Below are 25,205 nucleotides of genomic sequence, written 5' to 3' on the forward strand. Positions count from 1 at the left end.
TTAACTCCTACTTAATCTTAAAAGAAACTTTATTTCCTCCTGAGTTAGCACTTTCATCATAACAACGTAAGGTGATTATATGCTCGCCAGGTTGGAAAAGCTCTACTTTTACTACAAAATTTTCTTTACGTGAATCAGCTATTCCATCTTCAGGAAATATTACTTGCCAACTGCCTCCATCTAAACTGTATTCAGCACGACGCAAAATACTTAAATTATCTGTAACAGAAAAAGTAACTTCTATTTGACGACCATTAATTTTAGGTTGGGAGACAGAGACTTGAGGCGGAATATTGTCTATGTCAATTGTGTCGCTTATTAACTCACCTTTTAATGCTCGATCTGAAGAATTACTTGGGCTATCACTAGCTAAAACACGAAAGCTATATTTACCATCAGCTAAGGAATCAGCATCTAATGTGTAGTAATTATTTTTTAGGTCAGTTGCTAGTAAATGCCAATCAGATTCATTAGTAGTTTTATAGTAAAGAGAATAAGTTAAGCTATCACTATTACGGTCTTGAGCTTCCCATTGAATTGACCGCGCCCCTTTTTGGAATACTTTACGAGGTTGGATATTAATTGGCAGACCAAAGCTAGTTGGATCAAGTCCTGCTGAAATAATGCCTGGGTCTATTGGTTGCTGAGGAATATCTTGTAGTGCTACACCGGCAGGTAAAATACTAATTTTAGTAACTTCAGGAGCAACATTTCTTGGTAAATAGGCGACTTTTACACCTGTTAATGAGCCATTAGGAAGAAGTTTTGCTTTCCATTGAATAAATCTAGCCGCAGGGCTAGAAATTGGTTTTCCTTCAGTTCCTTGATAGGGACTTGACCAGTCGCTCCAAGTATTATCTGGTATAGTAGTATTACCGCTTCGAGTTTGCAATTCTACATTTCCATTACTCCGCCAGGAGATTTGCCCCCAGCTAGCTGTTAACTTAGTGTCATGAATTGGAGAAGTATAAAAACCTTCTTTAGCTGTATCTGACCCTAAGCGAAATAACTTACCACTATTACTTGATGCTACATAAATATTGTTTTGACTAGAGATAAGCGAGCTAGTTTGTTCTTCAGATGATTGGACTAGCAAGGTAGATTTTTTAGTTTTTGGGTCAATAGAATAAATTCGCCCTTTTTGTGTTGTTCCTACTAAAACTTGACCATCATTTTTTATAGCCAAACTAAGTGCTGTAGTATCTTTAGTTGTCCAAATTACATCATTTCCACCATCAGGAGTAATTTGATAAAGAACAGCTTTAGAGCCACTTGTATCAGTGCTACGGCTTTGAGTAGTAGTTGTTGTGGTAGTAGTTGTGCTAGAGCTATCTGCTACTATTATGTCATCATCAGTAGCGGCTGAAATTGTGACTGTAACAGTTTCACCAGCAGTATCATTGTTTGTTGTAGTGCTAGCAGTACTGGATTTATCAGGGTTTTGACCGCTAATAGCTAACGCATAAATAGTTCCATCGGGTGCTTGTGCTAGTTGATGAATTTCTTGTAAAGGGCTATCAAAAAGAGCAAACATTTTTCCAGTAGGGGCAAATCTTAAAACTAGACCATTTCCATCAGTTCCAGCTAGCAAGTTACCATCTCTATCAGGAGTAAGACAAATAATATGCTTTTCATTAGTTTTAGCAAAAACACTATTTTTACCTTGAGAGTCTACTTTGTAAATAACTCCTTTATCTCCTGTACCTACAAAAAGATCCCCGTTTTTATCAAAAGCAAGAGACCAAATATATTTATCTTCAGGGTCAAAAAACTCTTTAACCTTGCCATCAGGGTTAATGCTATAGACTTTTCCATCTGGTGAAGTACCGACGTAAAGATTGCCAAGTTTGTCAGTTGTTAGGGCGGTGATATCTAGTTCTGAGGAATCAAAAAAGACTGAGCCTTTGCCGCCTTTATCTACTTTATAAACTCGTCCGTCATGACCTGTACCAAGATAAATATTTCCTGATATGTCAGTGGCAGTTGCAAAAATAAAAGGTTGTTCGGTGTTAAAAATCTCGCTAAATGCAGGCGAAAGGCTTATTAACCCATCATCAGAAATTGAGACACCTTGTAGATCACCTTTTTGAATATCTGTTAGTTTATCAACTTCCCAAAAAGCTACCCCTCCTAAAGCTAGGGCTAAGTTAGTTGTTAATAATAAACTTAAAACACAGCCTATTATTTTTATTGTTTTCAAGATAAATTCCTTTCTGCTTAAGCTTTTAGCATAAGAGTTTTAATATTTTTAATTGTTTAATATTTCTTTTATTGCACCACTTTAATAGTAATTGTTTGTTGACCACCAATTAGAAAACTAGCTGGAGGAACTTCTTGAGTAAGAACATTTGCAACAGGTAAAGCCAGATAGCCGCCAGTTGAACGATCAGAGTCTAAAGTAGCCATCATTGAAGGCGGAAGACTAGGCATTGCTTGGTTATTGATAATTGCGCCTGTGTCAGGATAATAAAGCTTAACATATAGCCGGTCGTTTCTTGGTAAATTGCTAATAGCCTTAACTAAAGCGGCTAGATCTTTTGGGTTAGCATTGATTAAAGTGCGTTGTTCTAAAACGGCCATTGCAGTTCCATCACCTATAGTTAAATTTAACTTGCCCAAAGGAGCATCCATTGGAATGGTGACAGGGATTTTTTCTATATAGGTTTCTCCCTTTTGGTTGCGAGCAAAAGCTTGTACTAAAACTTTTTCTCCTCTTTTAACTTCTGTTTTATCAAGAGAAACACGTAGCAAAGACCCACTAGCACGACGGTCATTAGATTTAATATCTATTTCAATTTCTTCTACATCTACAGGAAAACCACTACTATAAAGGGTTGAAATTGGATAGCCAGCATAAAGTATTGCTGAAAAATAAGAGCTAGCCGCAGAAAAACTATTACCAAAGCTAATTTGTGGTTGATCCTTTAGTTTAATTTTTCCCTCTAAATTAATAGTTAAATCCCCTAAACTTCGTTCAGTGGCTACAATAGAGTTTAATGTAGAAAACTGTACCAAAAGAGGTGTTAGAAAAGGATCTGAGGCAATTTCCATTTTGTAAGTCTGTTTTTTTCCTCGGCTAGTGGTGATATTTACTTTTAAGGGTACTAACTTAGCTTCAACACCTAATCGGCCATAAATTCCTGTAGCGCGGTCTTGAACCATAGCACCAACTAGTTTTTCGCTAACACCTAGCTTAAAAGAATTTGAAATGCTTGGAACAATTGTAACTACACTAGATTCTGACATAGGTAATGTGCTACCACCAATTCCGCCGGGAGCAAAAAAAGGATGTCCAAAAGCATATATTTTATCTTTATCGCGCCAGGTGACTGTACCAAAAGCAGCCGCGCTTAAGTCGCCTCTTGCGAAATATTGAAATGCTGTTGGGTCAATACCACTAACGGCTAAAGGTGTAGCAATTGGCATCAAATTTTGCCCTAAAAATGGGGTTAAAGCTGGGACGGATAAAATAGCTTGGGTATCTATTGGAAGAGGAGTTAAAGCCATTTTAGGTTGAGTAAAACTAAAGCTATTTGCAGTATTAAAGTTGTTATTGATATTAAAATTGGGATTTACGCTTGCTGCTACAAGCTCTTGAAATGACATGCCAGCATCATAACGTTCTTCAACGCTTTGTTCAGCATTTGAAAAAACAGATAACATATCTTGAATAGGGGTAATTGCTCCAATAGGCTCTTTTGAGAGCGGAAAACTATAAGCAATTGCTCCAAGAAGTTTTCCATTAATAAATACTGGGCTTCCACTCATACCTGAAAAAACGCCGCTACGGTCTGTTTGTGGGCTTTTAAGCCGCATAATGATGACCGAGCGACTAGGATGGGCAACAATGCTTGGATATTTGCCTAGTATTTCTACTTCAAATTCTTCTGTTTTATCTCCAGCAAAGATAGTGCGTCCCACACCTTTTAAGCCAGGTTTTACTTCTGATAAAGGAAAAAATTCTGTTTCATTTATTTCTTGTGCTAAAGAGGTGTTAAGAAACAATAACATTAAAAATACCGTTAAAAATAGCTTTTTCATAAACTTACCTTTGTGTTTTCAGTTTGTTTAGTAAAACTAAAAAATTTATAGTTTTGCTAGACAAATTTTCTTTATGCTTTTTCTGAAATTTTCGCTTGAAATATTTCTAAAAAATGAATATAACTTTCGCTCGCTAAAGGTGTCAACTAGGCTTTTAATGTTTCTTAAAAGTTAAAGATAAACAATAGCATTAAATTTTATTATGTTAGAATGTATACATTTGTTTGTATATAAAGTAGACAAATTCTCTTAAATTTAAGCAATAAAACTTTTAGCAATAAAAAGTATCAACTAAGTTTATTTTATTGAAAATTAAATAGTTGGCTCTATATACTGTATCTACTTTTTTCCTTTCTTATATTGGCACGGAAAATGCTTTCTTACGTCTAAAGTCCCTAACCTTATAATAAAATATCTGGCTAAAATAAGATTTAACAATAAAACTGACTACAAAGTAGCCAACTTGGTATTTGCTTTGGGTAACTTAAAAACTTTTAGGAGTGAAAACAATGAAGACCAAGTTATTTATTTTAATAGCTATTTTTTCGTTAGCTATTTCGTTAGCTTTCTTAAACTCTAGTTACACAACAGTTACGGCAAATCAAAAAACATTTAGTGAAACACAAATAATACCTTTAGCTCCTGTACAAGTGACAAACACGGCAGATAGTGGAGAAGGTTCACTTAGAGCAGCAATTGCAATTGCCAATCAAACTGCTGGCACAATGATACAATTTAACATTCCAAAAACAGACCCAGGCTTTAATGGAACAGTTTTTGTTATTAGGGTAAATACAGCACTCCCAACAATTACGCAAGCCACAACTAGTATTGATGGCACAACACAAACTGCTGTGGAAAATACTAATCCATCAGGCCCGGAAATAGTTCTGGATGGTAGTTTGGCACCTAGTATGACAGATGGTTTAAGAATAGGTGCTAGCTCTTGTACAGTAAAATCTATAAATATTCGTAATTTTTTTGGAGGCAGTGGAATTTCTGTTATTGCTGCTAGTCGTTCTACTACAGTCAATAATTGTTTTATTGGAACAGATGAAACAGGAGCCATTGCAGCAGGTAATCTAAATGGTATCAGCATTTTAGCTGCTTCAAATGGAAGTATAATTGGAGGAACTTTAGCTACAGGTAATATTATTTCCGGTAATATTGCTACAGGTATTATAATTAATGGAATAGGTTCAGATAATAACTTGGTTGCAGGAAATATTATAGGGTTAGATTCTAATACTAGCCGTAATCAACTGCCTAATTTAGGTGATGGGATTATGGTTGCTGGAGGTGCTAAAGCTAATATGATTGGCATGAACACTTCAGACACAGCTAACATTATTGGTGGTAATCTAGGTAATGGAATAAATTTTTTGGGTAGTGGTACAAACAATAACACTGTTGCAGGAAATTTTATTGGGGTGCTTAGTAATAATGCTGCTCGGGGGAATGCGTTATCAGGTGTAATGTTTGCTGATAACGCAAGCATTAATACTGTAGGCCCAGCTAATGTTGTTGCTTTTAATTCTCGTAATGGTGTTACTGTTGGACAAACGATAACTGGAAATGGAGTAAATAGAAATACTATTACTCGTAACTCTATTTTTAGTAATGTTGGTTTAGGTATAGATTTGGGTAATAACGGGCCAACAGCAAATGACGATAATGATGTAGATAATGGCCCTAACACATTAATAAATTTTCCACAAATTACGTCCGTTGTTAATAATGGAAATTCAATTATTGTTACAGGTACAGTTGATGTTGCTAATCCTATGACTGCTAGAGTAGAAATATTTACTAATGCTTTACCTGTTCCAGGTAGCGACCCTACAGGTTTTGGAGAGGGTCAAACCTTTGTTGCTTCACCTACTCCTAATGCACAAGGAATGTTTACAGCTACTTTTACTTCTAGCCCAAACATTGTAGTAAGTGCAACTACAATAGATTCTATGGGTAATACTTCAGAATTTTCTGCTGTTTTTCAATTAGGTGGAGGTCAGCCAGATTTAGTAGTTAGAATGCTAGTAGTTACCCCTACAACGGTTAATGCTGGTGGTATGGTTCAAGTGGCATTTACTTTAGCTAATCAAGGATCTGCAACTGCTGGTACTACTCGCCAAGATATAGTTTTATCCACAGATAACACTATAAATGCTCAAGATACAGTTTTAGCCTCTGTAACAGCACCTGTTCTTAGCCCACAAGCTACACAACCATTTACACAAATGGTAACTATTCCAATGACCTTAATGTCAGGACAATTTTTTATTGGAATAATTGCTGATGCTGGTGTGGCTGTAACAGAATCGGACGAAACTAATAATACAGCTAACACTATGATAACTGTTAACTCTATGCCAGATTTAGTAATTAGTGGTTTTAGAGTTACACCCACTAGTGCTAATCCTGGAAATAGCTTAAGAGTGGAATTTACTATATCTAATCAAGGTAGTGATAATGCTGCGGCAAATGTTACAGAAATTAGATTATCTTCAGATCCTATTTTTGGTAATGCAGATGATAGCTTACTTAGAATGGAACAGGTAGCAATGCTTAGACCTGGTGATGTAAGTAGATTTTCTATTGATACGACTATACCAAATGCTACTTTGCCAGGAAGCTTTACTGTAGGTGTGATTGTTGATGCTCGAAACACAGTTATAGAATCAAATGAAATGAACAACACTGCTACAGGAACAATTTCTGTTGGTGGTTTGGTAGATATTAGTTTAACAAACTTAACTTTAACTCCTAATCGAGGTGGAGCAGGTACTATGGTAATGGCTAATTTACAATTAGCTAATCGGGGAAGTTTACCAACTCAAGGAGTAGCAGTAGAAATTAGATTTTCTACAGATCCAACCATTACCGCTACAGATCCACTATTAACATCCCTTACCAGCAATCCAACTAATGCAGGTGATACACTTACTTTAAGTGCTAGTTTCTCTATTCCAGATAATGTTAACCCAGGACAAGTATTTATTGGGGCGATTGCTGACCCACAAAATCTAATTACAGAAACTAATGAAGCTAATAACAGCGTTAGTGCTAGCTTTATGATTGCAGATCAAGCAGCACCAGTTGTAAGAGTAACTAGTCCTAACGGGGGAGAATTAGCTACCGCAGGTGATACATTCAATATTCAATGGACTTCAATGGATGATGTAGCAGTAATTTCACATGATATTTTCCTTTCAACAGATGGAGGAAGTACTTTTAATTTAGTAATTACTACAGGTTTATCTGGTACAGCTAATAGTTTTGTTTGGAGTGTTCCAATGGGCTTAAATACAGGGCTTGCTAGAGTTCAAGTTCTTGCTCGTGATGGGGTAGGAAATATTGGAATGGATGCCTCAGACAACAATTTTGCAGTTGGAATAAGACCAATATTACTTGGGCCAACATTTAAGCAAGGAAAATTGACTTTCCTAGTTTCTAATTCAAATATTGCTACTGGTGCTACATTAACTATAGTTAATGGAAGTAGCCGAGAAACTTTTGCTACTACGCTTAACAATACAGGTACAAGATTTGTAGTTAAAAGAGGACTTCTAGTACTCCAGGCAGGATCACCTTAACACAAGCCATTCCTCAAGGTGTACCAGTAATGTTAATTGTTACTAATCCCAATGGGATAGCGTCACTACCCACTACTTTCCAAAGATAGTAAGAGGGTTAAATTTGACATTTGCAGCAGCATTTTCATAAACTTGTAACTTAGCAGTATGCAGGCAAAAAGTTGTAAAAAGTTGTAAATTTATCAAGAAGTTAAATTAGTTAAATTTTGTTTTGGTAACTGTAGTAATAAAGCGCAGTTACTATAAAACGAGGAGGAGAATAAATGAGGAGCAAGCGAAAATTTTGGGTTATTGCATTAACCCTAGCCTGCTTTTTTGTCGGAGTATCTTTTTTGCTCCTGACGCCCAACAAAGGAAAGGTTAGTGCGGCGGGCGCATCAGCAGATGCTTCAAAAACTAGCCCGGCTAGGATTACTTTGCATGTAAGTGGTAGACATAAAGATCTTCAATTTGAAGATGCAGCAGACCTACCAGAAGCCTTAAACGCTAGTCCAGAAAGTCTTGGTCAAGCACTTACATTAGCAAGGTTTGATATTAATAATGATGGTACACCAGATTTACTTTCTACCTATTCTACTAATAGAGGAAATGAATTACGTGTACGCTTAGGCAATTCTAATGGTTTAGATTCTTTAGCCACTAGCTTTCCAATGGGTAACGATTTACCAAAAGCAATGGCATTTGGCGATTTTAACCTAGATGGTTTCCAAGATGTTATTACTGCCAATGCCGAAGCAGGGACTTTTTCGCTGCTCTATGGCAATGGACAAGGAGCCTTTACCACAGGGCCAGTTGTTAATGTAGGTGGCAGTCTTTCTGCTTTAGCTGTTGCAGACATTGACCATGATGGTATTGATGATGTTATTTTATTAGATGAAGCTAATAGTAACCTTCGTTATTTTCGTGGTAATGGAGATTTAGAAAAAGCTGAAGCTAAAGTTATTACTCCAAAAGATTTAGGTCGTTTAGCTGATGTTAAAATAGCTGATTTTAATAATGACTATTTCTTGGATTTAGCTATTGCTAGCAATTCAGGTGTTTCTATTACTTATGGTGATGGAAAAGGTAACTTTGGTCGGGAACGTCGTTTGGAAAATAGTAATACTGTTACAGGTATGTTAACTACAGACCTAAACGGTGATCATTTCCCAGACCTTGCAATTTCTACTCCTGATAGGGTAATGGTTTGGAACAATCGTTTAGAAAAAGGTTTTGCTAAACCAAAAAGCTTTGCTGCTGGTCAAGGAGTCAAAGGGCTAGTTTCTGGTACTTTTAATGGGGATGATTTAGCCGATTTAGCTGTTATTAGCCAAGATAGTAGCCAAGTTTCTGTACTCTTAAATGAAAAAGGTCGTAACTTTTCTGCTCCTTTAGCAATGGATGTTGACGGCGGTGCAGCATTAATAACTAGTGGTAATTTTAGAATGCATATGGCCGAGATGGTATTGCTATTGCTAAACAAGACGGCTACAACGTTTTAGCTATTCAACCTAATGTAATTACTCTTCAAGTATCCACATTATTTGATGAAAATGATTGTCCAAGCTGTACCTCTGCACAATTAAATGCTTTACTTGGCCCACTTGGTGCAAGAGGCGGCGGTACAGGTATAAGCTTACGTGAAGCTATTACAGCCTTAAATAATGACTTTTTAGTTAATGGAACTATAAATCAAGGTGCTGGTTTCCAAACTTTATCTAGCACTTCAGGCCCAACTAATGTAAACGTTGAGTCTGATACTCGTTCTTTCTGCGGGCCACAAGCCAACGGCCAAATGTATTGGTTTATTGCTTTAACAGGCGACTTACCACCAATTCTAGCTCCTAGTACTATGATTGATGGCACTGTAGTTAATACAACTACAGCAAGTGGTGTTAATAACACTTTAGGCCCAAGAGTTGTTTTAAGTGGTGGCGGTTTTGTTATCACTTCATCTGCTCCTAACTGTACTATTAGAGGTTTATCTATTATCAATACTCCAAACAATGGTATTGTTTCTAATAGTAACGGTAATATGATTAATACAAATAACATAGGGTTAGATTGTGATACTATTACCCCTGGCCCAATTAATGGTAATGGCATAGTCTTAAGTGGCTCTTCTAACAGCACTGTGTCAAATAACTTTATAGGTACTGCTGCACAAAATGGTATTTTGGTCAATGGTATTTCTATACAAGTTCCTATTCCACAAAATAATACTTTTAATAATAACCGAATTGGTATTAACCGAGTTGGTACTACTTTAGTTCCTGGTACTATCTTAAGTATTGCTAATAGTTTAGATGGTATGCGTATCCAATCAGGTGCTACTGGTAACAGAATTACTAATTGTACTATTGGTGGTAATTTAGGCTATGGAATTAATGTTAGAGATAATATTACAAGCAGTGTAACTATTCAAAATTGTAATATTGGTATAGATCCTAGCGGTCAAATGGCTAGACCTAATGTTTTAGATGGTATTGGTCTATCAACAGTAGGAAATGCTAAATTTAACACTGTCACCCAAAACCTAGTTTCAGGTAATGGTGTTATGGGTATTACTCCTATAGGTCTTGGTAATGGTATTTCTTTAAGCAGTGGAGATACACAAGCACAATTTAATACTGTTGCTATTAACAGAATCGGTGTTAATTCTACAGGTTCAGTTCAAATACCTAATTTTGGTGCAGGTATTTCATTTACTGGTGCTGCTAATGGGAATACTATTGGTGGTACACAACGTGCTAACTTTAACCAAATTTCTGGTAATGGTGGCCCTGGTATTATATTAGGTAACATAGGTACTGTAGGTGTTGCAGGGATTCCAAACCCAAATAACAATGTCATTCAATTTAATGATATTGGAGGTAATAACTTAGGCACTGGTGCGCCGTTTGATCCGGTCACTCCAGCAATGCCAGCACCACGTAGTAATAAAGGTGGTGGTATTTTTGTTGGTTTTGCTGCTTTTGCTAATGTTATTGCTAACAATAACATTGCTTTTAACAATGATACAGCATCACCACTACAACCTAATCCTGCTACTACACCTCCTTTTGCACCAACTAGTGGTATTACTTATCTTACTAGCACTACTGGTGTACCAGGTAATTTTAATACATTTACCCAAAACAATATTTTCTTGAATCCTCCAGATGTACCCCCAACTACACCAAATATTTTTGGGTTGGCTGGTAATGAAAATATGAATAATGCGCAAATTATTGCTCCTACCTCTCCAAATGCGCTAAGTTCTTTAATTAAAATAGATTCTGCTATAACTATTACCAGCACTGGTCAAACAACAATTAAAGGTACAGCAAATTTCTTAGATAATGGTGTACCAGGTAATATTAACAATGCTGTAATTGAAGTATTTGTAAGCAAACGAGGTGCAGAGTTTAATGCTCCTTTAGGTAATCCATTAGATCAGTTTGCAGAGGGGCAATTATTCTTAAATGGTGTAATTTCCTTCCAACCAAATCCAGTAAATAACAATGCTGTTGATTGGTCAGCAAGTTTAATTATTCCTGCTCCATTCTTAACACCTGTACAAACGCCAACAGTATTTTTAACTGCTACAATTACAACAGGTGATGGAAGCACTTCTCCTTTCTCTATTGGTGTAACGCCTCAATTTGTTAGTGGTGTTGGTCAATGTTCATTTACTGCAACACCTAGCCCAATAACTTTTGCTAATGTTCCTGTTAACACTACAAGTAATCAAACAGTAACTTTAACAAATACTTCAAACTCATTAATTACCTTTACTAATATAGCTTTCTCAGCAAATAATGCTAGATTTGCTTTAAGTGGTTTACCTAGCCTTCCATTTACTTTAGGAGCTAGCCAAACGCAAACCTTTACAGTGTCATTTACACCAACGGATAATACTAACCAGAGTATAACGTTAAATATTTCAAATAGCTGTACAGGGACAACATCAATCAATATAACAGGTAATGGATGTCAGTCTACTATTGCTGTTACTCCAGCCTCAGTAGATTTTGGTACGGTTAATATTGGTAGCAGTGTAAATATGACAGTTACTGTTACTAATAGTGGTTGCCAACCTCCAAATACTACCTTTACCTTTACTGCTGCTCTTGCTGCTACAAGTGGTGCTGCATTTAACATTGTTGGTGTACAAGGTAATGTGATTACTTTATCGTTTACTCCAGGTATAGCTACACCTACAGGGCCTCAAACAGGTACATTATTAGTTTCCAGCGTTGGTGCTTCTAATACTCCTGTAAGTGTTCCATTAACTGGTAATGCAGTTAATCCTCCAGCACCTGTTTTAAGAATACAACCTAATAACGTTAACTTTGGAGATGTTCCTGTTAATACTACAGCAACACAATCAATTACTTTAGCAAACGGTGGTAATGCTACATTAACTTTAAGCAATCCAGTTGTCCAAGCTGGTGCAAATCAAGGGTTTTCTGTAACTGCTCCAGCACGTTTAAGCCTAGGGCCAAATGAATCAACTACTTTCCAAGTTTCCTTTACTCCTGGTCAACCAGGTGCTGCTAATGGTTTAGTAGCTGTTGCTTCTAATGTCCCAACACAAACTATTACATTATTAGGTAATGGTATTGCTCCATCAGCTAACCTTGTTACAACAAGTGTTGATTTTGGTTTAGTACCAACCGGTCAAGCTGCTCCACAACAAGCCGTAACTATTAGTAATAATGGTACTGCACCTCTTACTATTAGCTCTATGTCTATTTCTGGTGGTAATGGATTTTCTGTTATCACAGTTGCTCCTGTAACAATAGGAGCAAACACAATAGGAACAATTACAGTTGGCTTTACACCTTCTAGCCCAGGGCCTAAGAATGCCACATTAGTTATGTCTACTAATGATACTCAAAAACCAACTTTAAGCGTCCCGCTTACTGGAAGTGGTACAGATAATGTTGCTCCTATAGTACAAGTTCTTTCACCTTCTGCAGGTTTAGCTGTTGCCGCAGGACAATCATTTATGGTTAGTTTTAGTGCTACAGATAATATTGCAGTAGCTAACTTTGAAATTAGACTTTCTACTAATGGTGGTGGTAGTTTTGATACTACTATTGGTAGTGGAATAGCACAAAGTGGTCAAAATAACTTTAATGCCATTGCTCCAAATGGCATAGAAACAACAGCCGCTAGAGTTCAAGTATTAGTTAGAGATACTAATAACAATGTTGGTATGGGTAATAGTTCAGCTAACTTTACAATTGGTCAACCACCAGTTCTCTTTAACCCAACAATTGCTAATGGTAGATTTACTTGTTTCTCTACTAATTCTAACATTCAACCAGGGGCAGTACTTGTTATAGGTAATAGCACCTTCCCATTAAGTCTTACCAACAATGGTAATAGATTTAGAGTGGGAAGAAATGTTGTTGGATCTTCAGGACAACGTATTAGTGATTTAGCACGTCCAGGTTCATCAATTACTATTACTGTCCGAAATCCAAATGGAATTTCTTCTTCTCCTGCTAGTGTAGTTGCTCAATAACTTAGTCTATACTACAGAAATCTTATTTAGCCGAGGTTTGAAACCTCGGCTTTTTTATTTTCGCTTTAAACAAAATTTTCCGTCTATTGCTAAAAAATAATTAACTTATCAATAAATGGAGATTATTATGTTTAAGCTATATAAAAGTAATTTTTGTTGTGATTGTGGAGAAAAACTAATAAAAAAATATTTCTGGCAAAAAATATTTTTTTATAGCTATTTTTGTAGTAAATGTATTAAAAAATTGGAAAAAAGCTTTCTACTAAAAAAAATTTTATTAATTTTTTTGGTTAATATTATTTTTCCAATAATACTAATAAATATTTGTATGTCCAATAGGTCACTAGATATAACTGCTAGGGTTTCACCTACTCCTATGCCTTTTGTAGATAGTAAACCTTTAGCAAGTAAACTTGTTGTTGAAGAAGAACGACTATGTGGTGCTAAAACCCGTAAAGGCAAAAAATGCCAACGTAGAATAAAAAAACCTGGTTATTGTTGGCAACATAAAAATTTAGATAAATAGCTTAAAGCCTAATATGGTAAATACTTGTACAGATAAAATAGAACAAAAATTATTAATTGATGGTTTTAATTTGATTGCTGGAGTTGATGAAGTTGGCCGAGGTGCATTAGCGGGGCCAGTCCTTGCCGCGGCAGTGATTTTAGATCTAAATAATATACCTAAAGGGTTAAATGATTCTAAACGTTTGAGTCAAAAACAAAGAGAAAAATTAGCAGTAGAAATTAAAGCATCAGCCCTAGCTGTTTCAATTGCTGAAGTTTCTCCAGAAGAAATAGACAAAATTAATATCCATCAAGCTAGCTTAAAAGCAATGACCAAGGCCATAACAAACTTAAAATTGCCCCCTAACTATCTTTTAATAGATGGATTTGCATTATCAAAACTCAAAATAAAACAACAAGCTATTATCAAAGGTGATAGTTTATCTGTTTCAATTGCTGCTGCATCAATTGTTGCTAAAGTTGCTAGAGATAAACTAATGTATAATTATGCACTCTATTGGCCTAATTATGGATTTGAAAAGCATGTAGGATATGCAACTGTCTTACACTTAGATAGCTTACGTAAATATGGCCCGTGTGATATTCATCGTCGTAGTTTTCGGGGAGTAGAAACATTAGACTTACAACCTACTTTACCATTAATTGTTAGTTGATAGTAAAATAACCCTAAAGATGGCTAAATGCTACACTTTTGGCTTTCTAGCGTTTTAGACAAAGCGGTTGACAATAGAGCAATCTGTATGTTAGTTTTTAGCCTTAAACCCTTAATAAAACAGTCAACTCAAAAACTAGTCTTCACTGCGGAGCGGCCGGAGTATGTCATTCAATAAAGCAAAGGTATTAAAATCGGCTGAGAAATATGTCCAGCAAGGAAAAATCGTTGCTGCAATAGACGAATATAGAAAGATTGTCGATGCCGACCCTAATGATCTTACTATGATTAACACCTTAGGGGATCTTTGTGTTCGTGCTGGCCGAACAGAAGAAGCAATTCAAAATTTTTCTCGTATTGCAGAAAATTATCGTGAAAATGGCTTTACCCTAAAAGCCATTGCTATGTATAAGAAAATCAGTAAGTTAGAACCATCCAACTTTGAAACGTCCTTAAAGTTAGCCGATCTTTATGCAAAACAAGGGTTAATTGTTGATGCTCGTCAGCAGTATTTAATTGTTGCTGATGCCTATAAACGTAACGGACAAGCCAAAAGAGCCTTAGAGGTACTACAAAAAATCGCTGATTTAGATCCAGAAAATACGGCTGTTAGACTTAAGCTAGCAGAAAACTACCATTTAGAAGGACTTAATGATCAAGCACATGATGCTTATTTATATGCTGGTCAAGAGTTTGCTAAAAAAGGGAAACTACCTGATGCTATCTCTGCTTTAACTAAGGCTATTTCAATAAATCCTTCTGGAAAAGCGTCCTTAAAATCTTTGGCAGATGTGTATATTCAACAAAATGATATTCATAGTGCTGTAAATATGTTGTCTGCTGCTCTTGAACGTAACCCTAATGATGTAGATATTCTAGTAATCTTAGGCCGTACATATATTAGTGCTAAATTACTAGAAGAAGCAGAAGCTACCTTTAGCCATTTACTTGAATTAGATAAATCTCGCTATGATTACTTAATACAAGTTGGACGAGCTTATTTAGAAGTAGGCAAATTTGATCGCACTATCGGAGCAATTGATCGCTGTATGGATCTTCTTATTGCTCGTCGTCAAGAAGAAAAGGGTGTTACTTTATTAAAAAATATCCTAGAGTATGATGCTAACAATATGTTGGCATTAAAACGGCTAACAGATATTTATACACGTATTAGAGAAGATCATAACCTAGCTTCAACACTTAATCTAATTGTAGATGTAGCACTACGTAAAGGACAAAAAGATGAAGCTATTAAGTCCTTAAGACAACTAGTTGAAATTGAACCAGATGAACCTTCCTATAAACAACGTTTAGCTAGCTTAGGCGCAGCAGTTGAACCAAGTAAACCTGCTTATTCTATACCTACAAGTTTTGAACCAGCAATTGCTGCAACTACACCACTTTCAGCTAATAAACAACCACAGACAGATAGCCAAATAATTGAAAGACAACTACGAGAAGCAGAAATGTTTGCTAGTAGAGGTTATGCTGATAGTGCTGCACAGATATTAGAAGACCTAATTAATCAGTATCCTAATCATATTGAATCAAGATTAAAAATTAAACAGCTTTATATAGATGGGGGATTGGAAGAAAAAGCCGCTAATCAATGCTTAGAGTTGGCTAAGCTTTATGAAGCAAAAGGGGATAGGGCCCTTGCTTCTGACCTAGTGTCAGAAGCATATGATCTTAATCCTGCTTTAAATAAAACAGCTAAAAATAATGGGCAAAATTTTGCAAAAACAGCTTCTGATGGAATTGAAATAGACTTAAATGCTAGTTTGGACGGAGATTTTAATTTTGAGCAACCATCATTTGCCCAACCAAAATCCGATCCATTTAATGTAGCTGCTAAGCCTCAAAGTACAACCTATCAACCACAAGCTTCTACTCCTAGCGGATTTGATTTATTTAGTAAACCTGCTACTCCATCATCAAACGCAACTTCAAATTCTTCTTTGTCCTATGGGTTGCCAGATCTATTTAACCAACCACCCGGCCCATCTGCCTCAACACCTGCTCCAACAACTCCTATGGGCGGATTTGATTTCTTTAACCAAACACCACAATCATCACCACAAGGAGGAATGCCAGACTTATTTAATCACGCAGCAGCGTCTCAGTTTCCCTCTAAGTCATCTGCACAACCTCCTTCATCAATTGCAGATATTTTTTCAGTTAGTTCACAATCATCATCAAGTGTGGCGGCTGTTCCACTAGGTTCAAAAGGCGAAACCCCTGCGTTACCTAATGCTAATTTTGAAATCAATATTGAGGATACTAATACAGGTAAAATTGCTAAAGACAAAATTCTTAAAGATGAATTAGAAGGTGTAGATTTTTATATTGCTCAAGGTTATATGGAAATAGCCCGGAGTACATTAGAAGACCTTGAAAAGCAGCATCCTAACCATCCTGAAATTTTACGACGCTTTGCCCAAATGGGTATTAATCGCCAAACACCTGCATCAGCACCAGTTGCTAATTTATTAAAAACTAGCTCAGATTTGGAAGTAATAGAGGAATTACCTAATTCAGCAATCCTTGAATCAAAACCAAAAGAAGGTGCAGGATTTGAGCTTTTTGGAGGTATATCAAATACCTCTTCACAACCTCCAGCAATACAAAGAACTGCTCCACCTCCACCAACACCAGCACCTATTCCAGATGCTTTATCTGCTCGCGCTCAAACAGCTATGCCTCCTCAAGGAGGATCGCTATTTGATGATTTGATTTCTAATGTTGAAGCAGAGCTAGATGATATGCCTACTAGCGATATGATGCCAATAGCCGCAGCTAATAATAAATCTGCTGTTGATAAATCAACTTCTTCGACCTCATCCTCTGCTATCTCTGATCAATCAGACTTAGGTTCTATATTTAAAGATTTTGTTAATGAATTTGAAACTGCTGATAAACCAGATTATGAAACTCATTATAATTTAGGCTTAGCTTATAAAGATATGGAACTCTTTGATGATGCAATAGAGCAGTTCCAATTAGCTTTTAAGGCTACTTCTCCAACTAGTGGGGATGGAAATTATTTTAACTGTTGTAATATGCTAGGATATTGTTTCTTAAGAAACAATATGGCACGCCCTTCTGCTGTTTGGTATAAAAGAGGACTAGAGGCTCCAGCACGTTCAGAAGAAGAATATCAAGCAATGCGTTTTGATTTAGCAGAAGCTTATGAGCATTTAGGTGAGAATGATAAGTCATTAGAATATTTACAAGAAGTTTATGCCTTAGATATAAACTATAGGGATGTTGGTACTAAAATTCGTGAATTACAAGAAAAAATGCGCGAAGAACAATAAATCGTTGCTTACCTAATAAGCTTTTAGTAGTTTATTAGCTATGTTGGGGGCTTGTGTCAGCAAAAGTAACTGTTATTTTTTATATTGCAATCTGTTTTGAGATAGGTATTGTACTACTTATTGCACCTTGGTCAGGGTTTTGGGTAGATAATTTTTTCCTGGAATACATCACTTCTTTTTTACATTGGCAAAAATTAGTTGGTATTGTTCAAAGTGGTTATGTTCGTGGTGCAGTCTCTGCTTTAGGTGTTGTTAATTTGGTGTTTTGTGTTTGGGAAATAAAAAATTTTCACAAAACAGTGGCTACACTTTCTCAAATAGAAAAAAAAGAAGATGAATCTCCCCAACATCAAACTATGTCTGATAACTGATCGTAAACAATTACTTTCTACACTTCTTAATCATCAACTTTTTGATTTAGACACAACACTTTCCCAACTACTAAATTTCTGTCAAACTGCTGCACAAGCAGGAATAGATATTATTCAAGTTAGAGAAAAAGATATTCCAGCAGATAAACTTTCTAATTTTGTTGCTAAATTAACCAAAGAAACAAAAAATACTAATGCTAAAGTTTTGGTAAACGATCGCTTAGATATAGCTTTAAGTTATGAAGCAGATGGAATTCACCTTCCAAGCAATTCTTTTCCTATTAATAAAGTAAGAAAACTAGTAGGTAAAAAGTTTATTATTAGTGTTGCTGTACATAGCATTAAAGAAGCTCAACTAGCAGCTAAAGAAGGGGCAGACTATGTTTTATTTAGCCCAATATTTGATACTCCTTCTAAAACTATTTATGGCCCGGCTCTAGGTTTAGCCGCTTTAGAACAAGCAGTAAAGTCTGTAAAATGCCCTATAATTGCGCTTGGCGGAATAAATCAATCAAATGCCAAAGAGGTATTAGATTCTAAAGTGGCAGGTTTAGCTGCTATTAGGTTATTTTTAGAAACTTCAGATTTACCCAAATTAGTAAATGAGCTTAAAAGGTAAAAAGCAACCTGTAGTACTATCTATTGCTGGTTTTGATCCAACATCTGGTGCAGGGGTCACTGCTGATATAAAAACTTTTGCTGCTTTTAATTGTTATGGCTTAGCTGTCACAACTGCAATTACTGTTCAAGATACAGCAAAAGTACATAGTTCTATGGTTTTAAGTGCTGATTTGGTTACAAAACAACTTAATGCTTTATCTGAAGATATTGCGTTTGATGTAGTAAAAATAGGCATGTTAGGTGACAATGAAATTGTATTAGCAGTAATAGATTTTTTAGTTTCCCAAAAAACAAAATTTGTCATAATAGACCCTTTGATTTATTCAACTAGCGGGTATCCTTTACTTGAAGAAACAGCTAAAGAGCTAGTTATAAATAAGTTATTCCCATTAGCTACTTTGATTACCCCTAATTTAATGGAAACTGCTATATTGCTTAATGAAACGATTTTAGATTTAGAAGATATGAAACAAGCCGCAGCAAAACTAAATTTAATCAGTAAAACAGCAGTTTTAATTAAAGGGGGACATCTATCAGGAGATCCAATAGATTTGTTTTATAATGGCAAGGATTACAAGATTTTTTCTTCTCCACGTATAAAACAAACTGCACATGGAACAGGTTGCGCCCTTTCTTCCGCTATAAGTGCAGCCTTAGCTTGTGGAAATGATTTGATAAAATCTATAGAGATTGCTAAAAACTTTCTGACTAATTCTTTAATGTCAGCACAAAGATTAGGGCGAGGAGATAATTTGCTTAATCATTTTTCTAGCTTTTACTAATATGCCAAGCTTAGAACCAATAGACGAAAAAATATTAAGTGAATACCCTATACCATTAGCACTAAAATATCAAAGAGTGTTAATGGAGGAAGATTCTTTTGCTAAAGCAAGATCACTAACAGGTGCATTTGAAGCATTATTGAAATATTGTTTATGTATCACAATACAAGATAGTTACCGTACACGCTTAGTTACACCTCAATTTTCTAGTGCAAATCTTGAGCAAATACTTAACCTAAAAGCAAGCTCTATATTTAAGTTACTAATAGATAATTTATTTTTATTTAATCATAGCCAAGAAACTATATTTGAACCAGAACTATACCTACTGTTTTATTCTGAATTTAACCCTAATGCACAATTACGAAATGATACTAGTGGGCTGATAATGGCACTCTTAGAATTTGCTAAGGAATATCCTTATAGAGGGGAAGTTAAAGCTAATGAATTTGAAGCAGAGGCAGATTTTCAAAGCTATTTGCCTTTATTAAAAGGGCTTTATGGGCAAGCTATTTTTCTAGCAAATTTACCTTCACTTTATTTTCATGATCCTATGGATGAAATTGAGGCAATAGCACAACCTTCAACAGCTAGTTTGGCAACGGCTGAAATACTGATGGGGGCATATGCTATTAGTCAAGCTATGTCAAATAGACGATTTCCCGGCTGTCCTTTTGGCCGAATAGCCTTAAAATCTCGTCGTAGTAATATTTTACTAAGTCTTCATCCATTAGTAATGTTAGTAGAAACGATAGAACTACTTTCTACAACTTCAGATGATAGTTTATCTATCGGGCCCTATAGTCATATTTTATGATGAAATTCGAGGAATAGACCAGGAAAAATTATTAAAATATTGGTACTCGGAAATTTCTAAACAAGCTCAAACGTCAGAAGCTCCTAAACTTGCCTTGACACCACAAGGAGGTATTTTTAATAAGCTTACTGAGTGGATAAAAACTAATCGAAGTTCTAATAAAACCCGTATCCAACTAGCACAACAAGTTAGCAAATATATTGAGCAACGTAATTTTAATGCTGCCATCACAGAATTTGAAAAAATTGCTGAAGCTGAACCAGATAATTTAGCTATAGCGGCTAGATTAGCAGAACTTTATTTGCCAGCTAATAAACGTTTAGAAGCTAGTTATAATTTTGGAAAAATTGCAGAACGTTGCTTAGAATTAGGTTTAATCCCTCAAGCTATGTTGATGTATCAAAGAGTACATAGACTTAACCCTAAGGATATAACTTCTAGCTTAAAACTAGCTAATATATGTTCAGAACAAGGTTGTAAGGAAATAGCTTTACAACAATGTGAAAGGATTGTTGAGAATGCTAGTCAAATTAATGATAATGAAGGAGTTCTTAAAGCACTAGAACTTGCTGTTAGTCTCTCGCCAAACGATGCTAATAATCAAAGACGTTTAGCTACTATTTATTTAACAAAAAAACAAAAACCACAAGCTCTAAAATGTTTACTTGCAGCAGCAGAAACACTTTATGCACAAAATGAATACAAGCAGACAGCAGAAGTTTATGAAGAAATATTAACGGTTAAACCTTTTCATCAATTAGCATTTACAATGCTTGGTTATATTTACTTACAACTAGGTGATAATGAAAAAGCTATTGAAATGTTAGTTCCGTCTTGCCAAAGTGAACCTACTAATGTTGATTTACTAAGAGCTTTAGCACATGCTTACTTAAAAGCTAATGAATTAGAGAATGCTTATAAGACTTTTTCTTCTTTATTTAGATTAGATAAAAATTTTGCTAGTGAGTTCCTAGAACTTGGACGACGATTTTTATATGATGGAAATTTAGATTATGTAGGGTTAATTGTTGATGAATGTTTACAAATATTAGTTTCAGAGCAAAAATCCCAACAAGTAGCAAGTTTACTTGAAAGTTGTTTAAGTCAAAACTCTCATCACCTACCTACTATAAAACGCTTGGTTGATTTTTATATATTAATTAATGATGAGGTTAATCTAAAACGCTTACTTCAATCTTTAGCAACAGAAGCACGCTCACAAGGGCTTTTGGAAGATGCTAAAACGGCCTTAAAACAATTAACTAGTTTGGAACCAACAAATCGTAGTTATCTTATTCAACTACAAGATTTAGACCGATATCAGCTATAAATTTTCTAGCACTTAAAAATCCTTTTTTAGATATCCCTAAAAACTACTGTAGCAATAAGCTTTGTGATGTTGCAAAAAATAAGCAAAGCGAGTAAATTGACTTTATTCTATGACAAACTTTGAGCGAATCCTTATTTATTATCGACGTTATTGGGGCAAGTTAACTGTAGGCTGTCTAATAGTTATACGTTTTGCAATTGATGACCTACAAATTCAATTAACCCAAAAAAAACTTTTTACTTATGGACTCCTGGTTTTAGGTGTTGCTACTCTAAAAGGGATTTTTCTATTTAGTCAACGCTGGATTTTAGTTGTAATGTCTCGTGATATTGAAAACGATTTACGGAATGACTATTACGAAAAATTACAACAATTACAATATAGTTTTTTCCAGCAAAACCGGGTTGGAGATTTAATGGCTAGGGCTACTAGCGATATTAACGAAGTAAGAATGTTAATTGGCCCAGCGATTATGTATTTTCTTAATACAGTAGTTGTAACCATTGTTGCTATTCCTGTAATGATTGCTATTAGCTTAAAACTAACTTTGTTAGTACTAGGAAGTTTACTAAGTGTTTCTTTAGTAACTAAGTATTTTTCTACACAAATACATGATCGTTTTGAGAAAATCCAAGAATATTTTGCTTCCATAACTGCACGAGCGCAGGAAAATTTAACAGGTGTTCGGGTAATTCGTGCTTATAGGCGAGAAGATTATGAAATAGAAAAATTTCAAGAATTAAATAAAGAGTTTGTCATAAGAAACCTGGGTTTAATTAGAATACAAGCATTGTTTATGCCAGTACTTCGCGCTTTGGTAGGAATTGGCCCAGTAGTTGTGCTTTGGTATGGTGGTAGTTTAGTTGTTAATCAAACTATTAGTTTAGGCAGATTTGTAGAGTTTAATATGTATTTAACTTTATTAATTTGGCCGATGATTGCTTTAGGTTATGTTATTAGTCTTTACCAACGTGGTATGGCTAGCATGAAACGAATTAATAATATTTTAAATACAGAAGTTACTATAAAAGATGAAGGTAAAGAACAAATTAAAGAAGTAAAAGGTGAAATAGAATTTCGTAACCTAACTTTTAGCTATGGTGAAAAGACAGTACTAAAAAATATCAACTTAAAAATTGAAGCAGGGCAAACTATTGCAATTGTTGGTCATACTGGCTCTGGCAAGTCTACTTTAATTAATCTAATTCCACGTTTATTTGACTCTGCTCAAAGTCAACTTTTTATTGATGGTTATCCAATTCAAGATATACCTCTAGCAACTTTAAGGCAAGCAATAGGCTATGTCCCACAAGACACTTTTCTTTTTGGAGACACAATTGCAGGAAATATTGCTTTTGGAGTAGAAAAAGCAGATCCTAAAGAAATTGAAAATGTTGCTGAACAAGCAGGGCTTTTAGCAGATATTAAAGCTTTTGCAGAAGAGTTTAATACAATGGTAGGAGAGCGGGGAATTACCCTTTCTGGCGGGCAAAAACAGCGAACTGCTATTGCTCGTGCTTTGATTCGTCAACCTAAAATTTTAATTCTGGATGATTCTCTTTCTGCTGTTGATACTGAAACAGAAGAGCGTATCTTAGGACACTTAAAAGGTGTAATGTCTGGTCGAACAAGTATTATTGTTTCCCATCGGATTTCTACTGTAAAAATGGCAGATTTAATAGTTGTACTTTCTGATGGAGAAATTATTGAACGTGGCACACATGAAAAACTTTTAACTCGTGGTGGTGCTTATGCAGAACTTTATGAGAAACAGTTACTAGAAGAGGAGTTAGCAGCAACTTAATGGCTAGCGAAGAAGAAGTTAAAGGGAAACTTTATGATGGGGTTTTAACAAAAAGGCTTTTAGGCTATGTACACCCTTACATCAAATATATTGCTATTGCTGTTCCATTAATTACTTTTAATTCTATTGTTGAATTAATTGGGTTAAATATAACAATGATGGCAGTAGATCTTTACTTAAAACCTATTGCAGAATCACAGTTAAATTTTATTTCCCGTCTGCTACAACAATCTTTCAAATTGCTAGATTGGAACCCTTCTATTTCAGAAGCTTTACTCTTTTTTACAGGGCTTTATCTCCTCGTAGTTATACTAGGGTTTATTTTATCTTATTTACAGGTAGTTATTCTTAATACAATGGGACAGCATATTATGTATGATATGCGTAAAGAAATATTTACACAGTTTCAAAAACTCCCATTACAATTTTATGATCAAAATCCTGTTGGACGTTTAATTACTCGTTTAACTACGGATGTTAGCTCACTTAATGAGTTAATGACATCTGGTTTTGTTGCACTAGTTAGTGATGTTTTAACTTTAGTTGGAATTTTAACCTTTCTATTTTTAGTTAATTGGCAACTGGCTTTAGCGATTTTACTTGTTTTACCAATGATGATTGGTGTTACAGCTTGGTTTAGGAAAAATGCTTCTGTTGGTTTTAGAAAAGTTAGGGTAAAAATAGCTCTGCTTAACTCTTTTTTACAAGAACATATTATGGGAATGGCTATAGTACAACTATTTAATAGAGAAAAAAGAGAATTTGAGCAATTTAAGACCATAAATGATGAGCATCGTCAGGTAAATATAGAAACAATATTTTATTATGCAGTTTTTTATCCAGCTATTGGTTGGGTAAGTGCTTTAGGTACAGCAGTTATTGTTTGGTATGGAGGGCTACAAATCTTAGAAGGCACATTAACTTTAGGAGCATTGATTTTCTTTATTCAAGCCACACAACGCTTTTATGAGCCTATAATGGACTTAAGCGAAAAATATAATATTCTTCAAGCTGCAATGGCTTCTGCTGAAAGAATTTTTAGCCTTTTAGATACACCTATAACTATTATTTCTCCTGAAAAACCCTATAAAACAACAAAAATTAAAGGGGCTATTGAATTTCGCAATGTTTGGTTTGCTTACCAAGATGAAAATTGGATTCTAAAAGATTTGTCTTTTAAGATTGAGCCAGGCCAATCTATTGCAATTGTTGGTCATACTGGTGCTGGTAAAACAACTATATCTAGCCTACTAATGAGATTTTATGATATTCAAAAAGGACAAATTTTTATTGATGGGGTAGACATTAAAGAATTTGACTTAAAAGAACTAAGACAAATTTTTGGGGTTGTATTGCAAGATGTATTTTTATTCTCTGGTGATATTGCTACTAATATTACTTTAGGCGATAAAAATATTACTGAACAAAATATGCTGGACGCAGCTAAACAGGTACATGCTGACAAGTTTATTTCTGAGTTAAAAAATACTTATAAATCCGAATTAAATGAACGAGGATCAACTTTATCCGTAGGCCAACGTCAACTACTTTCTTTTGCTCGTGCGCTAGCATTTAACCCTAGAGTATTAATTTTAGATGAAGCTACTTCGTCAGTTGATACAGAAACAGAATTATTAATTCGGGATGCGGTTAAAACTTTGCTTGCAGGTCGAACTTCTTTAATTATTGCACATCGTCTTTCTACTATTCAAAGTGCAGATAAAATTATGGTAATGCACAAAGGACAATTACGCGAAATGGGCAATCATCAAGAATTACTAGCTAAACGGGGTATATATTATAAACTTTATCAACTTCAATATCGGGAGGAGCCGGTAAGTACCCGGTAGTATAG

General features: G+C 35.2%; 15 protein-coding genes. 13 read left to right on the forward strand and 2 right to left on the reverse strand.

Going from position 1 to position 25,205, the window contains the following annotated elements; genetic code table 11:
- Window positions 1-7: 7 nt before the first annotated feature.
- Entirely contained in the window at window positions 8-2,200 is a 2,193-nt protein-coding gene (locus tag IPK14_26840) for a hypothetical protein (GenBank protein MBK7996856.1), read from the reverse strand.
- A 68-nt stretch (window positions 2,201-2,268) separates the two neighbouring features.
- On the reverse strand, window positions 2,269-4,041 hold the full coding sequence (locus IPK14_26845; GenBank protein ID MBK7996857.1) for a hypothetical protein: 1,773 nt from the start codon (window positions 4,039-4,041) through the stop codon (window positions 2,269-2,271).
- A gap of 509 nt (window positions 4,042-4,550) precedes the next feature.
- Here IPK14_26845 and IPK14_26850 point away from each other — a divergent pair.
- From IPK14_26850 to IPK14_26910, 13 genes are all read left to right on the forward strand, one after another.
- Window positions 4,551-7,634: a hypothetical protein gene (locus IPK14_26850; GenBank protein ID MBK7996858.1), complete on the forward strand. Its 3,084-nt coding sequence runs from the start codon at window positions 4,551-4,553 to the stop codon at window positions 7,632-7,634.
- Window positions 7,635-7,966: 332 nt separating this feature from the next.
- Window positions 7,967-9,115: a VCBS repeat-containing protein gene (locus IPK14_26855; protein ID MBK7996859.1), complete on the forward strand. Its 1,149-nt coding sequence runs from the start codon at window positions 7,967-7,969 to the stop codon at window positions 9,113-9,115.
- Window positions 9,116-9,408: 293 nt separating this feature from the next.
- On the forward strand, window positions 9,409-13,128 hold the full coding sequence (locus tag IPK14_26860; GenBank protein ID MBK7996860.1) for a choice-of-anchor D domain-containing protein: 3,720 nt from the start codon (window positions 9,409-9,411) through the stop codon (window positions 13,126-13,128).
- A 328-nt stretch (window positions 13,129-13,456) separates the two neighbouring features.
- Complete coding sequence (locus tag IPK14_26865; protein MBK7996861.1) at window positions 13,457-13,654, forward strand: hypothetical protein; 198 nt, start codon at window positions 13,457-13,459, stop codon at window positions 13,652-13,654.
- 13 nt (window positions 13,655-13,667) lie between these two features.
- Entirely contained in the window at window positions 13,668-14,309 is a 642-nt protein-coding gene (locus IPK14_26870; protein ID MBK7996862.1) for a ribonuclease HII, read from the forward strand.
- 163 nt (window positions 14,310-14,472) lie between these two features.
- Window positions 14,473-17,625 carry a tetratricopeptide repeat protein gene (locus IPK14_26875; GenBank protein ID MBK7996863.1) on the forward strand — a complete coding sequence of 1,051 codons (3,153 nt, stop codon included), beginning with the start codon at window positions 14,473-14,475 and terminating at the stop codon, window positions 17,623-17,625.
- Window positions 17,626-17,678: 53 nt separating this feature from the next.
- Window positions 17,679-17,996 carry a hypothetical protein gene (locus tag IPK14_26880; GenBank protein ID MBK7996864.1) on the forward strand — a complete coding sequence of 106 codons (318 nt, stop codon included), beginning with the start codon at window positions 17,679-17,681 and terminating at the stop codon, window positions 17,994-17,996.
- Window positions 17,959-18,615, forward strand: coding sequence for a thiamine phosphate synthase (locus tag IPK14_26885; protein MBK7996865.1), 657 nt, complete (start codon window positions 17,959-17,961; stop codon window positions 18,613-18,615). The genes IPK14_26880 and IPK14_26885 overlap by 38 nt, the downstream gene beginning before the upstream one ends.
- Entirely contained in the window at window positions 18,599-19,399 is an 801-nt protein-coding gene (thiD, locus tag IPK14_26890) for a bifunctional hydroxymethylpyrimidine kinase/phosphomethylpyrimidine kinase (GenBank protein MBK7996866.1), read from the forward strand. The genes IPK14_26885 and thiD overlap by 17 nt, the downstream gene beginning before the upstream one ends.
- Before the next feature lies 1 nt (window position 19,400).
- On the forward strand, window positions 19,401-20,216 hold the full coding sequence (locus IPK14_26895; GenBank protein ID MBK7996867.1) for a hypothetical protein: 816 nt from the start codon (window positions 19,401-19,403) through the stop codon (window positions 20,214-20,216).
- On the forward strand, window positions 20,176-21,546 hold the full coding sequence (locus IPK14_26900; protein ID MBK7996868.1) for a tetratricopeptide repeat protein: 1,371 nt from the start codon (window positions 20,176-20,178) through the stop codon (window positions 21,544-21,546). The genes IPK14_26895 and IPK14_26900 overlap by 41 nt, the downstream gene beginning before the upstream one ends.
- A 109-nt stretch (window positions 21,547-21,655) precedes the next feature.
- Window positions 21,656-23,350 (forward strand): ABC transporter ATP-binding protein, encoded by a 1,695-nt coding sequence (locus IPK14_26905; protein MBK7996869.1) that lies wholly within the window; start codon window positions 21,656-21,658, stop codon window positions 23,348-23,350.
- The gene (locus IPK14_26910; protein ID MBK7996870.1) at window positions 23,350-25,200 is read left to right on the forward strand and encodes an ABC transporter ATP-binding protein; all 1,851 of its coding nucleotides are present in this window, start codon (window positions 23,350-23,352) and stop codon (window positions 25,198-25,200) included. Before IPK14_26905 ends, IPK14_26910 begins: the two co-directional genes overlap by 1 nt.
- The last annotated feature ends 5 nt before the right edge of the window (window positions 25,201-25,205 follow it).

Source organism: Blastocatellia bacterium (assembly GCA_016713405.1).
GTDB lineage: Bacteria > Acidobacteriota > Blastocatellia > Chloracidobacteriales > JADJPF01 > JADJPF01.

Excerpts from the sequence above, each read along its gene's own strand:
- IPK14_26845 (MBK7996857.1), bottom strand. The coding sequence starts at position 4,041 with ATGAAAAAGCTATTTTTAACGGTATTTTTAATGTTATTGTTTCTTAAC.
- IPK14_26850 (MBK7996858.1), top strand. The coding sequence starts at position 4,551 with ATGAAGACCAAGTTATTTATTTTAATAGCTATTTTTTCGTTAGCTATT.
- IPK14_26860 (MBK7996860.1), top strand. The coding sequence starts at position 9,409 with ATGTATTGGTTTATTGCTTTAACAGGCGACTTACCACCAATTCTAGCT.
- IPK14_26865 (MBK7996861.1), top strand. The coding sequence starts at position 13,457 with ATGTCCAATAGGTCACTAGATATAACTGCTAGGGTTTCACCTACTCCT.
- IPK14_26870 (MBK7996862.1), top strand. The coding sequence starts at position 13,668 with ATGGTAAATACTTGTACAGATAAAATAGAACAAAAATTATTAATTGAT.
- IPK14_26875 (MBK7996863.1), top strand. The coding sequence starts at position 14,473 with ATGTCATTCAATAAAGCAAAGGTATTAAAATCGGCTGAGAAATATGTC.
- IPK14_26885 (MBK7996865.1), top strand. The coding sequence starts at position 17,959 with ATGAATCTCCCCAACATCAAACTATGTCTGATAACTGATCGTAAACAA.
- thiD (MBK7996866.1), top strand. The coding sequence starts at position 18,599 with ATGAGCTTAAAAGGTAAAAAGCAACCTGTAGTACTATCTATTGCTGGT.
- IPK14_26895 (MBK7996867.1), top strand. The coding sequence starts at position 19,401 with ATGCCAAGCTTAGAACCAATAGACGAAAAAATATTAAGTGAATACCCT.
- IPK14_26900 (MBK7996868.1), top strand. The coding sequence starts at position 20,176 with ATGATAGTTTATCTATCGGGCCCTATAGTCATATTTTATGATGAAATT.
- IPK14_26905 (MBK7996869.1), top strand. The coding sequence starts at position 21,656 with ATGACAAACTTTGAGCGAATCCTTATTTATTATCGACGTTATTGGGGC.
- IPK14_26910 (MBK7996870.1), top strand. The coding sequence starts at position 23,350 with ATGGCTAGCGAAGAAGAAGTTAAAGGGAAACTTTATGATGGGGTTTTA.